We start from the raw sequence: 13976 nt of genomic DNA on the forward strand, positions 1-13976 counted from the left end.
TAAAAATCCGTATACTAGCGCATCTGCGGAACTGGCACCATCGAAAAGCGTGACTGCTCTAAACCTATCCAGCGTGGTACACAGTTAGTCGTGGTGTCGGTAAACATATTTAAATCTTTGTGCATTATTTTTAAAAACAGGTAGTCGTCGTCCTATGTCACAGCCTAAAACTGACTTTTCACTTTTTATTGATATTGTCGCACTGCCAGATGGCCAGAACATTCAGCAATTTTTTTCTAAGATTCAACACCAAAGTTGGTCAATGTTGCTCGATAGCGCGAATAGCACAGCAGGACGCTATCACATTATGCTTTGGCAACCAGAAACCCTTATTACCGCCAAAGATGGCAAGGTATGGGTCGAAAAACCTGCCCTGAATGAGAAAACCGAAAGCGCCCTTACCCCGCTGGCCTGTGTCGATGAGATGATGCAGCAACGCTTTTCCCAGCAGGCAGATAACTGTAATAAACCTGAACTTTATAAAGCCCTGCCGTTTGTGGTAGGCGCCGCGGGCATATGTGGCTATGATTTGGGACGTTATTACGAACAGTTGCCAGATAATAATAAGTACAGCTACAAATGTCCGGATATGGCCATCGGTCTTTTTACTCAGTCATTGATTGCCGATACGCACACCAATACCGTATACCATTGCCGGCTAAGCCAGCATGCAGTGCTTGCAGAACAATCTGTGTGGCTGGCATCATCAACTCAAAAGGATGTGTTTAAGCTTACCAGCGGCTGGTCTTCTAATCTGACCCAAACAGAGTATACGGCAGCGCTTGAGCAAATTCATCGCTTTATAGTGGCTGGCGATTGTTATCAGATAAACATGGCCCAGCGATTTAAAGCCGCCTATACCGGCTGCGAATGGCAGGCGTACACCGCGTTGACAGAAGCAAACAATACGCCGTTTAGTGCCTTTATTCGCTTGCCCGAAAGCTGCATATTAAGTATCTCTCCCGAGCGATTTATTAGTGTAAACAACGGCAAAGTTCAAACCAAGCCAATAAAAGGAACCCGCCCACGCTTTAGTAACGCTGAACAGGACGCGAAAAGCGCGGCGCAGTTACAAAGTGCAGAAAAAGATCGGGCCGAAAATCTTATGATTGTTGATTTGCTGCGTAACGATTTAAGCAAACACTGCCAGCCTTTTTCGGTCAAAGTCCCGCATTTATTCGCGTTAGAATCTTATAAGGCGGTGCATCATTTAGTGAGCACCGTTGAAGGACAGCTTAATGTTGGGGCCAGCCCCTTAGATTTACTCGCCGGTGCTTTTCCGGGGGGCTCGATTACCGGGGCTCCCAAAATCAGGGCAATGGAAATTATCGAACAGCTCGAGCCCGATCGGCGCAATGTGTATTGCGGCAGCATAATGTACTATGGCATAAAGCGCGATATGGACTCCAGCATTACCATAAGAACACTGTTAGCCGAGGATAACCATCTGTATTGCTGGGCTGGCGGTGGAATTGTCTTAGACTCTGAAGCGGTATCGGAATACCAGGAGACGCTAGACAAAGTATCGCGCATTTTACCTGCACTGGAGCAGCTGTCATGAACCGACGTGAGTTTTTGACCCGTTTTCATCATCTACGTCAGGTAACCTTAGAACCCGACTTTCCACTGGCAAAACCAGGTCGCGACGCTGCGGTACTCATTCCGCTGCTTGAATATCCCGATGGTTTACACGTTTTGTTGACTGAGCGAGCGCACCACTTACGTCATCATCCCGGTCAAATCAGCTTTCCCGGGGGCGGCTTTGAACCACAAGACTCCTCATTGTTTGAAACCGCCCAACGCGAAGCCATGGAAGAGGTAGGCGTTCCCCCTGAGCAGGTTGAAGTAATAGGCGCTCTGCCACTGTATCGAACTATCAGCGGCTACCAGATAACCCCGGTGGTAGCTTTTGTTTCGCCCAACTTCACCTACGATATCGACCCTAACGAAGTAGCCAGCGTGTTTGATGTGCCATTAGCACACCTGATGAATAAGCAAAACCATCTGATACATCATACGTCCAGCCTGAACACACGCTTTCCCATCTACTTTATACCCTGGCAAAAACGGATGATTTGGGGGGCCACAGCCGCCATATTGCGCAACCTGTCCCATCACATTGCGCCCGCAGGGTAGCAAGATTTATTTACATTTGATTAGCTTTTCTTATCATCCGATTAGCAATTTTGTATTGTAGTTCTGGCGTGGTACAGGCAAGATCGTATTATAACAGGCAAGGATCTTATTGGGTTTATGATTAGTGTTTTTGATATGTTCAGCATTGGTATTGGTCCTTCCAGTTCTCATACTGTAGGTCCGATGCGCGCTGCTGCCGAATTTGTCGGCGAACTTGACCAGCAAAATATATTGGAAGACGTTACCGGTATCAAGGTAGCGTTGTTTGGCTCATTAGGTCAGACCGGCAAAGGCCACGGTACTGGCAAAGCGGTTATCTTAGGTTTGCTGGGGGAGGCTCCCGAATCAATAGACGTTGATTGCATCGAGACCTGGCTTGAGCAAATTGACTCAAGTCAGCGTCTTGCTCTAAACGGCAGACATGAAGTTCGTTTTCCAAACAAAGATGCGATTGTTTTTCATCGTCGTAAGAGTTTGCCCCGCCATGCTAACGCTCTGACCTTTTATGTTTACAAGGGCAAAGAGCTGCTGCGCGAGCAAACCTATTACAGCATTGGCGGCGGCTTTATAATTAAAGATGAAGACTTCGAGGCCACCAAAGCGAATGCGATGTCGATGCAGGCCCAGGTGCCCTACCCGTTCAAATCGGCTGAAGCGCTTATGGAGCTGTGTAAAAATAATGGAATGCGCATTTCTTCACTCATGCTCAAAAATGAAGGGGTTCACAGCCCTGAGCACGAAGTAAAAGACCGTTTGTACGAAATTTGGCAGGCTATGAAAGCGTGCGTACAACGGGGCATCGAAAGCGAAGGTATTTTACCGGGCGGGCTTAAGGTGGTACGCCGGGCCCCAGGCCTATATCGTCGTTTGCAAACTGAAAATAGCACCGACCCCATGCAAACTATGGACTGGGTTAATTTATTTGCCTTAGCGGTAAACGAAGAAAACGCCGCGGGTGGCCGGGTGGTTACTGCACCAACCAATGGCGCGGCGGGGATATTGCCTGCGGTTCTGCATTATTTTGATAAATTTATTCGGCCGGTAGATACAGAAACTGCCGCCCGTTTTTTACTGACCGCCGGGGCCATTGGTATTTTGTATAAAGAAAATGCCTCTATAAGTGGTGCTGAAGTTGGTTGTCAGGGCGAAGTGGGGGTGGCTTGTTCAATGGCGGCCGGTGCACTTACTGAAATTATGGGTGGTACCGTTTTAGCGGTAGAAAATGCGGCTGAGATTGGCATGGAGCATAACCTGGGGCTTACCTGCGATCCGGTAGGCGGCCTGGTACAGGTTCCCTGTATTGAACGTAATGCTATGGGCGCGATAAAAGCCATCAATGCTTCACGCCTGGCTATGCGCGGTAGCGGCGATCATAAGGTATCATTAGATAAAGTTATCAAAACCATGCGTGATACCGGTAACGATATGAAAACCAAATATAAAGAGACCGCCCGGGGCGGTCTTGCGGTTAATATTATCGAGTGCTGATAGCAGGTTAGCCTAAGTATAGCGTAATGCTACTTTACCGGTAGCGTTACGCCCTTAAACATCTTTTCTACCTCATCATTATTTTTAAGCATCATGGCTTTTTCGACTTTATCTTTGGTCAGATGCGGGGCAAATCGCTCAATAAAGTCATACATATAACTACGCAAAAACGACCCTTTCCTGAACCCGATTTTGGTCGTGCTGTAATCAAATAAATGACTGGCATCAATTTTAACCAGGTCATCATCGAGCTCTTCGTTTACTGCCATAGAAGCAATAACCCCAATTCCCACGCCCAAACGAACATAGGTTTTTATTACATCTGCATCGGTGGCGGTAAAAACAATTTTTGGGTTCAGACCGGCTTGTTCAAACGCATGATCCAGCTGTGAGCGGCCGGTAAAGCCGAACACATAGGTAACAAGCGGATACTTTGCAATATCGCTGATTTCAATGGAGCCTTTTTTAGACAATGGGTGGTCTTTGTTGACTATGACACTACGATTCCAGTGATAGCACGGCAGCATTACCAGGTCGTTGTATAAATGCAATGCTTCGGTGGCTATGGCAAAGTCCGCTTCGCCTTTGGCTGCCAAATCAGAGATTTGCGAGGGTGTCCCCTGGTGCATATGCAATGATACCCGTGGATATTTATTCATAAATCCCTGAATAACATCGGGCAGAGCATAACGTGCCTGAGTATGGGTAGTAGCAATATTCAGTTTGCCCTGATCAGGCAAAGTATGCTCACGCGCAACCGATTTTATGCTTTCAACCTTGGCCAGAATTTGACGGGCTATGGTGATAACATCCTGACCGGCGTCGGTTACATGGGTAAGATGTTTACCGCTGCGACCAAAAATTTGCACGCCCAGTTCGTCCTCAAGCATACGCACTTGCTTACTAATACCCGGTTGTGATGTGAACAAGCTTTCTGCGGTCGCAGAGACATTAAGATTATTGTTAACTACTTCTACAATATAACGAAGTTGTTGTAATTTCATGGTGGGAGAACCCTTCCCGGCTGGCGCAAATGAATTGGTATGCTGTTGTTATAACGAAAACCGGCCCGTATTTCTATAGTCATTTTAGTTATAAAGATACGCGGATTAAAAAAAGCAGGCATATTGCGCTATTTTATAACATACTCACAGTTGCACTTTTTGATGTTCAAAAGATATTACCCTATGACTGAAAACCCCAATCCCCCTTTGCATAATATTGATTTTTCGTCGGTGCTGGCTGCCGCTGTTCACGACATGAAAAACTCACTCTGTTTGCTTATTCAGTCTATTGAACAATTAAGTGAAACCCTTGAGGAACATAATCCACAGGCGAATGCCCAGGTTGCCAGCGTGCACTATGAGGCTACCCGGCTGAATACGTCATTAATGCAATTGTTGTCTTTGTATCGAACCCAACTTGATAATCTGCCCGTTGCTGTTGACGAGTGTTTTATCGCCGATTTGCTTGAAGATGTAATGGGTGCAGTACAACTGTACAAGCAACATAAAGCGTTCAGTGTGCAGATAAATTGCGACGAGCAATTAAGCTGGTATTTAGATAAAGAGTTGGTGTATATGCTGATAAATGACGCAATCATTAACGCGCTTCGATACGGAAAGCAATATATTACCGTCTCTGCTTTTGTAAAAGACGAGGAACTGGTAATCAAGGTTGAAGATGACGGCGAGGGCTACCCTCCCCACATGTTAAAGCAATCACAAACCAAATTGGCTGAATTTACCCTGAGTCAGGGCCGCACCGGCTTAGGCATTTTTTTCGCGCGGCTAATTGCTGGCGCCCATACCCGGGGACAAAAGCAAGGCTCAATAAGCCTGAGCAACGGCGGCGCATATTCGGGCAGTGTATTTGAAGTAAAAATACCGTAAACTCTGCCGTTAATTGTATTATCAGTTGTCTGGCCTTGCAGATAAGGCAAAGCGGTAACAAAAGCGAACGGAACTACTCATGTTTACCATAATAATAATACTGATTGTTGTTCTTATTATAGTCGCAATCTTTATCAATGCATTTCAGCAACACAGAGCCAAAGTAGATGCAGAGCGTCGTGCCGAGCTTGCCAAACAGAAAACCATTATAGATGAAACCGAAAATGTGTTGTTAGCGGCGACTCATATGCCGGTTTCGGGTCGTTTGCTACAAATTATGCAAATTCGGGTGGCCAACGCACTAAAAACCATACAAGAGTCAAAATCAGGCGGCCCGGATATCAAGCAGCGCGTATTAGAAGCCGACAGTCGCGTAAATAACGCCGATCCTGAGTCTGTACCCCCAAATGATTTTACGCTACCTGATAACGATAAAATGATTATTCAATTTATTCAGGCTGTTAAGAAGCTGCGTATTTTACTTCGTTCTGAACATTCTCGCGGCAAGGTGAACTCGCGAATTTATACAGAAGAAGACAAAGCCCTTGAGCGTTTACAGCTTAGAATAAACGTTGAAACGTTGATCAAGCGCGGCCGCAATGCCATGCAGTCAAATATGATGGGTTCGGGTCGCCAGTATTTTGAAAAAGCGGTCACTGCCTTAGAAAATCAGCCCCAGACCGATGACTACATAGAAAACCGGTTAACATCACTTAAACAGTGGCTTAGCGAAATCCAGGCGAACCTTAAGAGTGTGAATGCACAAGATCGCGCTAAGCGCCAGGAGGCAGAGCGCGATGAACTGGATGAGCTGTTTGCGCCTAAGAAAAAATGGTAAACACCCCAACCCTACCCTTTCTTAACTAACGCTGCCATTTAGTCAGGCATTGTTCCCACAGTGCCTGACCTGCCACCGACATAGTACTGCGCGCGGCTTTGATTATTCCTACCTGCCTGACCATATCAGAGTCGGCTAAAGGTACACACACTAGATTATTGCGGCGCATCTGGGGTTTGCAGAGTTGCGGCATGACCGACACGCCCAATTGTTGGGCAATCAATTGCCCTACCGAACCTAGCTGGCCGGTTTCAGCGACAATTTTTAACTGTCCGTGTTTTGCAGTGCATTGCTCGGTCCACTTACGCACCGCCGAGCCACGATTCATGGCAATAAACGGGCTTTGCAATAACTGTGAAAAGGTGACGGAGGACGCTTTAGCAAGCGGATGCTGCGGGTAAAGCACAGCCATAAAGGCATCATCAAAAAGTGGCTCAAAATAAAAACCTTCGCAATTTTCAGGTTTAAACGTAAAACCAAGTTCAGAACGTCCGGAGGCTACAGCCTGTAAGGTTTCTTCCATTACCACATCTAAAATGCTCAGCCGGATATTGGCATAATGGGTATGATAGTTTGCCAGTATTTCAGGCAGGTACGACTCGGCAAATGAGGGCATGGCAGCAATAGTCAGCCGCCCTTGTTTGACCGCAAATAAATTTTGTATTTCATCAAACGTATCATCCCATTCATCAACCAGCCTTCTGGCGCGCGGCAGCAATATTCTACCTTCAGGTGTAAGTTGCACTCTGCGGGTACTGCGTGAAAATACCTTACCGCCTAATTGCTCTTCCATTTTTTTTATTGCACTGGAGAGCGCCGGTTGTGTTAAATGAAGTTTTTCTGCGGCTTCAGCAAAGGTAGCCGAATCAGCCACCCGAATGAATGCCAGCATATTTCGGTAAGATATTGCCATGATTGATAAATTTAATTTATTAATATTGATATAAAATTAATTTTACAAAAAATTATCTCTCGATGATACTCATGTATGTATTTGAAACAAACAGGAGCACCAAATGTCGGGTTTCGATAAAGTCGTTACCAGCTATGCTGAAGCGATGAAAGGGTTAAGCGATAATATGACTATCATCGCGGGCGGTTTTGGTTTGTGTGGCATACCAGAAGGGTTGATTAACCAGATAAAATCCATGGGCACCACAGGTCTTACCGTAGTCTCAAACAATTGTGGGGTTGATGGATTTGGTTTAGGCGTGCTGCTTGAAGATAAGCAAATTCGCAAAATGATCTCATCTTATGTAGGCGAAAATGCCCTGTTTGAAAAGCAGTTACTTGCTAACGAGCTGGAAGTTGAGCTTACTCCCCAGGGCACACTGGCTGAAAAAATGCGCGCCGGCGGAGCGGGTATTCCGGGTTTTTATACTGCCACCGGTTACGGTACTCCCGTAGGCGAAGGCAAAGATGTTAAACATTTTGACGGTCGTCCGTATATTCTTGAACCGTCAATAACGGGCGACTTTGCCATTGTTAAAGCTTACAAAGCTGACCGTTTCGGTAATTGTATTTACCGCCATACTGCCCGGAATTTTAACCCGATGGCTGCAACTGCCGGTAAAATTACGGTAGTTGAAGTAGAAGAAATTGTAGAACCCGGCGAATTAGATCCGGCTCATATTCATACCCCAGGCATTTATGTCGATCGCATTATCAAAGGAACCTTTGAAAAACGCATCGAACGTAAGGTTCTGGCAAAGGAGGAGCGTTAACATGGCACTTTCCCGAGACCAAATTGCTATGCGGGTGGCGCAGGAATTCAAAGACGGTGATTATGTCAATTTAGGTATTGGTATTCCCACGTTGGCGGCAAACTTTGTACCTGAGGGAATTGAGGTAATGTTGCAGTCTGAAAACGGGTTGTTAGGCATGGGCCGCTACCCGACCGAAGACGAGGTTGATGCCGATATGATCAACGCCGGAAAAGAGACAGTAACTGCCATTAATGGCGCCTCTATTTTTGATTCGGCTGAAAGCTTTGCAATGATTCGTGGGGGGCACGTTGATTTCACAGTATTAGGGGCTTTTGAGGTTGACGTAAACGGTAACATTGCCAGTTGGATGATTCCTGGCAAGTTAGTGAAAGGCATGGGTGGCGCCATGGACCTGGTGGCCGGGGCGAAAAATATTATTGTTACCATGACTCATGCCGACAAACACGGAAATTCTAAGCTATTACCTGCCTGTAAGTTACCGCTCACCGGCGTAAACTGTATCACGCGCATTATTACCGATTTGGCTGTTTTGGAAGTCAAAGATGGCGCATTTCATTTGCAGGAGCGCGCCCCAGGCGTATCGGTTGAAGAAATTAAGGAAAAAACCGCCGGTAAGCTAGTGGTACCTGATAATGTAAGTGAAATGTCCGTGTAATTTGGACTGTTTTTAGCGACCGGAGCTTCTGGTCGCTTTCATTCATCCCACGCTTGGTAGATAATGCCCTTATTGTCCTTTAAGGGGTTGTCCATTGTTAGTCAGAGATCTTCCTGTAAATCATAAAATTATTAATAAGCTGGAAACAAAAGGGTTTGAAACCCTGACTGAAATTCAGCAAAAAGCCATGTTACCGGCCATTAGCGGTAAAGATATTATTGCGTCGTCACAAACTGGCTCAGGCAAGACACTGGCATTTCTGATACCCGCCATCAACCGACTGCTTACCGAAAAAGCCCTAACCCGCAAAGATCCCCGCGTAGTGATTCTGGCCCCTACCCGGGAGCTAGCTAAACAGGTATTTACCGAAGCCAAAAATCTGACCACTGGGCTAAATCTGCCCTGCGCTTTGGTGGTGGGCGGTGAAAATTACAATAATCAGGTAAAAGTACTGCGTAAAAACCCCGCTATTGTGGTGGGCACTGCAGGCCGTATCGCTGATCATTTGCTAGATAAGACCTTTTTTTTAAACGGTTTAGAACTTCTTATATTTGATGAAGCTGACCGTATGCTTGATTTAGGTTTTGTGGCTCAGTTGAATATGATCAATCAGTTTGCTGATCATCGTAAACGCCAAACTATGCTGTTTTCAGCTACATTGGATAACATTGAACTCACCCACTTAAGCAAAAGTTTGCTTAAAGCGCCGGTGCGTATCACCGTTGGCCAGTCGACGGCCGCACATCAGGACATCAGTGAAAACTTATACTTTGCTGATAATATTGACCATAAAGACGCGTTACTTCAGCAGTGTATTGGTGAGCACGATTACAATCAGGCAATTGTGTTTACCGCCACCCGTGAAGACACAGACCGAATCAGCGATATGCTGAATAAGCAACATCTTGAAGCAATTGCTTTACGTGGCGATTTACCGCAAAACCAGCGAGCCCAGATTATGAGTGAGTTTAGTCGGGGGCAGCATAGCATTCTGGTAACTACCGATGTGGCTTCCCGGGGGTTGGATCTATTAAAGGTTGGGCTGGTGATAAACTACGACATGCCTAAACAATCAGATGAGTATATTCACCGTATTGGCCGCACTGGTCGTGCTGGTCAAAAAGGTCAGGCGGTTTCATTTGTGGGTCCTCGTGACTGGTTAAGCTACGAAGCTGTAAAAGCTCATCTTGACTACCCGTTAGATTGTAATGCGCATTCTGAGTTGCCGGCTCGCTTTTATGGTATTAAGCCAAAACCACCTTCTCCAGCATTTGATAAAAACGCATCGTCGTCTGCAAAAAATAAGGATGCTGGGCATCACGCGGGCAAACCTGCGAAGAAACGTGTCGATACTACGTCTGGTTCAGATGCAGGTCATAAACCTATCATGCGTAAAAAACGCAATACAATGCCTGATACCGATGATGATTAGATAGAGCAAGAGTGATTTTAATCTGAATAAGCCTGAGGTTGTTTGTCAGGGTTTTTTGGTTGGAACAACTTGAAAAGTCCGGCTGATGTAATAAATTGGTGGGTGTCCACTATTAGATTCGGGGATAATATATTTAAATTTTAAGCGCCCCAATTTATGGCTGTCTCTTATATTTTCTGTCCGATAGAGTACAGTTTTTTCCGTTCTTGCCTCTTAAATTATCAAAAAACAGCCAATCTGTTGAATATATTAATTTCAGTGCATTAATAGTTTTTTTGCCAACTTTTAAACAAATTTTGAAGGCAAGCTGACCCTTTTAATGCGTTAGCAACTACGCAGGTGTGGGTGTCCACTAAAATAGATGGGCGTCCGATAAAGTACTGTTTTGCTAACTTTCCAATCAAATTTTGAAAGCAAACTGACCCTTTTAATGCGTTAGCAACTACGCAGGTGTGTGGGTGTCCACTAAAATAGATGGGTGTCCGATAAAGCACCTCCGATAAAGTACCGCTCGTCAGTAGCACCTGGGTAGTATCGTTCTCGCACAAAGATAGTAAGGAACTTGTTCTGTAACAGATACCTTCAGTATGGAGTCGAAAAACTTCTTAGAATTTTTACAATTAGGCTTAAGTATCTTGCAAGTGATTGCTATTATTGATGTTATAGGTCTCTACACTCAGACAAAGGTAATAAAATGCGCATTTGGTTTGGCTTAGCTATTGTTCCGATGTTGGTAGCGTGTCAACAGCAAGAAACTCCGGTAGTTCAAAAAAAGCCCCGAAGTGAAATGGTCACGCAATCGGCTTTGCAAAATGTTCGTTTTACTGAGGTAGCAGAGCTGCCATATACTAAGCCTGATAAACGTTTAAGTTACGGCCCCAGCGCCCTACAGTTTGTGGAGCTGTGGCTACCTAAAGCTGACCCTCGTTCTGCTCCCCAGGTAATTTTTGTACACGGGGGCTGCTGGTTAAATCAATATGATTTAAAGCACACCTATCCGGCTGCCACTGCTCTCCAAAAGCGCGGCTATGCCGTGTGGTCGGTAGAATATCGACGAACCGGAGATCCAGGCGGGGGGTGGCCCGGCAGTTTGAATGATATTGTTGAGGCTATTGAATTTATTCAGACGCAGAACCAATATCTTGGAAACAGACAAAGTGTCAACTTAGTCGGCCATTCGGCCGGTGGGCATTTAGCCTTACTGGCAAACGGACAACTGATAACACCGGTTGACAGGCTCATTGGTTTGGCGCCTATTGTTGACATAGAAGCGTATGCTAAGGGTAGCAATAGCTGTCAGGCGGCAACATCTGACTTTATGGGGGGCACACCCGAGCAGTTACCCCACCAGTACAGGGAGGCGAATCCAATAAATTTCTCATATGATACTCAGGTCACGATTTTAGCCGGCGAAAAAGATACCCTTGTACCGCTAACGACTCCCCCTCTTCCCACTGGCAAATTCAGCGTAATTGAAGGTGCAGGCCATTTTGATTGGGTACATCCTGATTCTGTGGCGTTCTCATATTTTGTCGATTCACTAAAAAGTAATTAATTTTATGCAGTTAAACGAAGTCAAACAACTTGATAAAAACGATCCTCTTGCCAGTAAGCGTGCTGAGTTTGCGCTTCCTCCTAACACACTTTATTTAGATGGCAACTCATTAGGTGCTTTGCCGAAATCCAGTGCAAAAAGGATAAAAGAGGTAGTGAGTCAACAATGGGGAAACGACCTTATAAGCTCATGGAATAAGCATCACTGGATTGATCTTCCAATTCAAACCGGCGAAAAGATTGCACCGTTGATTGGTGCTAAGTCGGGTCAGGTTATTGTCTGTGATTCTATTTCGGTTAACTTATTTAAGCTCTTAACCGCTGCATTAAATATTCAAACTGGTCGAAATGTTGTTGTATCTGAACAAGGGAACTTCCCTACCGATCTCTATATGGTTCAGGGTATAGAAGCATTATTGGGCAGACAACGCTGCTCTTTAAACATGGTGAGTACCGTTGATATAGAAAGTGCACTGACTGATGACGTTGCTGTACTTATGCTAACTCATGTCAACTTTAAAAGTGGCCGAATCCACGATATGAAGCGTCTGACAAAACTGGCACACGACAAAGGTATTTTAGTTTTGTGGGATCTGGCCCACAGTGCCGGAGCTTTACCTGTATCAATGGACGAGTGTGAAGCTGACTTTGCGGTAGGCTGCGGATATAAGTATTTAAATGGAGGCCCCGGAGCGCCCGCATTTTTGTACGTAGCACACAGACACCTCGATAGCATTCAGCAGCCATTAAGCGGCTGGATGGGACATGCTAATCCATTTCAATTAACAGAAACATATCAGCCAGCAGCGGGCATCAAACAATTTTTAACCGGTACGCCATCGGTAATTGCAATGGCTTCATTAGATGCTGCTTTGGACATTTTTGAAAATATAAATATGCAGCAGATACGTGAAAAATCGGTCGGACTGACACAGTGCTTTTTAGCATTAAAAGATCAATATTCTGAATTGAAGGCGATGAAGTTAATTTCACCGGAAGATGTAAACATCAGAGGGAGTCAGCTATCGTTTTCACACGATGCTGCTTACCCTATCTGTCAGGCGTTGATAGATAATGGGGTGGTCCCTGACTTCAGAGCGCCCAATATCATTCGGTTTGGTTTTACGCCCCTATATTTAGCCTATGAAGATATATTTAATGCCATTGAAGTTTTGAACAAAGTAATCACCGAGAAATTGTATCTCAACGAGAAATATCAACAAAGAGCCGCGGTTACCTAGTTTTTATCGATTTATAACTCGCCTACAAGTACCGTAGACTTTTCCTGAGTCATAGATTTTTTACAGGTAGAGCCGTCAAACCTACGTTTTTAATGCGGCAAATTATAAATAACTTTAAAAGCATCCTGTTACCGTAAAGATGTTGGTATAGCCCCCTTACGGTAACAGAAACAATGGAACAGTTTTAGCCTATTTAACTAGCAGCTATAGAGAGTAAACCCTATTTTTATTTCTTTCATAAACTACGTTAAGATAGCAAGTCGGAGATAGTTGATAAGACGTTACATTTTATCATGCGTCGACTTTATCCAATTGTGATGACGTTTCTCGTCTTCGTAATGTTTAGTGACTTGAGTTTTTTCTTCTACGCTGAGTGAATCAACTTCCAATGCTTCTTCGTAAGCTTTCACGGTTAATTTTTCATTCGCACTCATGGCTTTCAAAATTGCTTTATCGCCCATTAAGTCGGCAATAATAACCTTGCCTTCCGTAAGCACACGTTTTGCATCAGGTCCATCTACCTTATCTTCGCTTCGAGCCTGTAACAGGCGATTCAATGCATCGGTATGAGAAAGGTGATCCCCTCGAAATTGCGATAATTTATCAGCGATACTTTTATCGTCGAGGCGTTTAATGGCCTCTTCATAGGCTTCGATAGCATCAAAATCCAGTTCACAAAGTTTCTTTAACGTTTTTGCACCCTTATCCATTGTAATATCCTTGTATGTGGTGATTAATATCTCATGCAAGAGCTCTTACAACTTTTAACTCCTGTACCATTCATAATTATGAATTTATCGATTAGATCACCGAAAGATAAAACTTCATATCCGTACGACACTTATTCCAAAGTGGACACTCACATCTTCGCCATATACCGAACTTCTTCCAATATTGGCATAAGCTATATTTATTAAGACTCGACTATTTCACCATAGACACCCACAACCTGTCTTTGTGGACAGTAGCCGGCAGGTCGCTATCAGGGCATGATATTATTCTTTTTAACCCGT

The 13976-nt window shown here is 44.8% G+C and carries 13 protein-coding genes; 10 read left to right on the forward strand and 3 right to left on the reverse strand.

Annotation, left to right across the window (positions count from 1 at the left end):
• Positions 1-154 precede the first annotated feature (154 nt).
• The 3 genes from pabB to JK130_RS08125 all read left to right on the forward strand — a co-directional run bounded on the left by pabB (position 155) and on the right by JK130_RS08125 (position 3624).
• Positions 155-1561, forward strand: coding sequence for an aminodeoxychorismate synthase component I (pabB, locus tag JK130_RS08115; RefSeq protein ID WP_218353814.1), 1407 nt, complete (start codon positions 155-157; stop codon positions 1559-1561).
• The gene (locus tag JK130_RS08120) at positions 1558-2136 is read left to right on the forward strand and encodes a CoA pyrophosphatase (protein WP_218353815.1); all 579 of its coding nucleotides are present in this window, start codon (positions 1558-1560) and stop codon (positions 2134-2136) included. The genes pabB and JK130_RS08120 overlap by 4 nt, the downstream gene beginning before the upstream one ends.
• Before the next feature lie 117 nt (positions 2137-2253).
• Positions 2254-3624: an L-serine ammonia-lyase gene (locus tag JK130_RS08125; RefSeq protein ID WP_218353816.1), complete on the forward strand. Its 1371-nt coding sequence runs from the start codon at positions 2254-2256 to the stop codon at positions 3622-3624.
• 29 nt (positions 3625-3653) lie between these two features.
• Here the strand turns inward: JK130_RS08125 and cysB are convergent, their stop codons facing one another.
• Positions 3654-4628: an HTH-type transcriptional regulator CysB gene (gene cysB, locus JK130_RS08130; RefSeq protein ID WP_218353817.1), complete on the reverse strand. Its 975-nt coding sequence runs from the start codon at positions 4626-4628 to the stop codon at positions 3654-3656.
• Positions 4629-4811: 183 nt separating this feature from the next.
• On the opposite strand from cysB, the gene JK130_RS08135 reads away from it, so the two are divergent.
• Together JK130_RS08135 and JK130_RS08140 are read left to right on the forward strand one after the other, a co-directional pair.
• Entirely contained in the window at positions 4812-5516 is a 705-nt protein-coding gene (locus JK130_RS08135; protein WP_218353818.1) for a sensor histidine kinase, read from the forward strand.
• A 79-nt stretch (positions 5517-5595) separates the two neighbouring features.
• Positions 5596-6354, forward strand: a complete 759-nt coding sequence (locus tag JK130_RS08140; RefSeq protein WP_218353819.1) for a hypothetical protein — start codon at positions 5596-5598, stop codon at positions 6352-6354.
• Between the two features lie 25 nt (positions 6355-6379).
• Here the strand turns inward: JK130_RS08140 and JK130_RS08145 are convergent, their stop codons facing one another.
• Positions 6380-7267 carry a LysR family transcriptional regulator gene (locus JK130_RS08145; protein WP_218353820.1) on the reverse strand — a complete coding sequence of 296 codons (888 nt, stop codon included), beginning with the start codon at positions 7265-7267 and terminating at the stop codon, positions 6380-6382.
• A 103-nt stretch (positions 7268-7370) separates the two neighbouring features.
• On the opposite strand from JK130_RS08145, the gene JK130_RS08150 reads away from it, so the two are divergent.
• From JK130_RS08150 to kynU, 5 genes are all read left to right on the forward strand, one after another.
• On the forward strand, positions 7371-8078 hold the full coding sequence (locus tag JK130_RS08150) for a CoA transferase subunit A (protein ID WP_218353821.1): 708 nt from the start codon (positions 7371-7373) through the stop codon (positions 8076-8078).
• A 1-nt stretch (position 8079) separates the two neighbouring features.
• Positions 8080-8736 (forward strand): CoA transferase subunit B, encoded by a 657-nt coding sequence (locus JK130_RS08155; protein WP_218353822.1) that lies wholly within the window; start codon positions 8080-8082, stop codon positions 8734-8736.
• 94 nt (positions 8737-8830) lie between these two features.
• On the forward strand, positions 8831-10168 hold the full coding sequence (locus JK130_RS08160; protein ID WP_218353823.1) for a DEAD/DEAH box helicase: 1338 nt from the start codon (positions 8831-8833) through the stop codon (positions 10166-10168).
• A gap of 694 nt (positions 10169-10862) precedes the next feature.
• Positions 10863-11723: an alpha/beta hydrolase gene (locus JK130_RS08165; protein ID WP_218353824.1), complete on the forward strand. Its 861-nt coding sequence runs from the start codon at positions 10863-10865 to the stop codon at positions 11721-11723.
• A 4-nt stretch (positions 11724-11727) separates the two neighbouring features.
• A complete protein-coding gene (gene kynU / locus JK130_RS08170) occupies positions 11728-12963 on the forward strand; it encodes a kynureninase (RefSeq protein ID WP_218353825.1) in 1236 nt (411 codons plus the stop codon).
• Positions 12964-13244: 281 nt separating this feature from the next.
• Here kynU and JK130_RS08175 read toward each other — a convergent pair whose 3' ends face one another.
• Positions 13245-13673 (reverse strand): DUF2383 domain-containing protein, encoded by a 429-nt coding sequence (locus JK130_RS08175; protein ID WP_218353826.1) that lies wholly within the window; start codon positions 13671-13673, stop codon positions 13245-13247.
• Positions 13674-13976: the final 303 nt, after the last annotated feature.

The sequence above is a fragment of the Alteromonas lipotrueiana genome, from assembly GCF_019249245.1.
In the GTDB taxonomy this organism is placed as follows: domain Bacteria; phylum Pseudomonadota; class Gammaproteobacteria; order Enterobacterales; family Alteromonadaceae; genus Alteromonas; species Alteromonas lipotrueiana.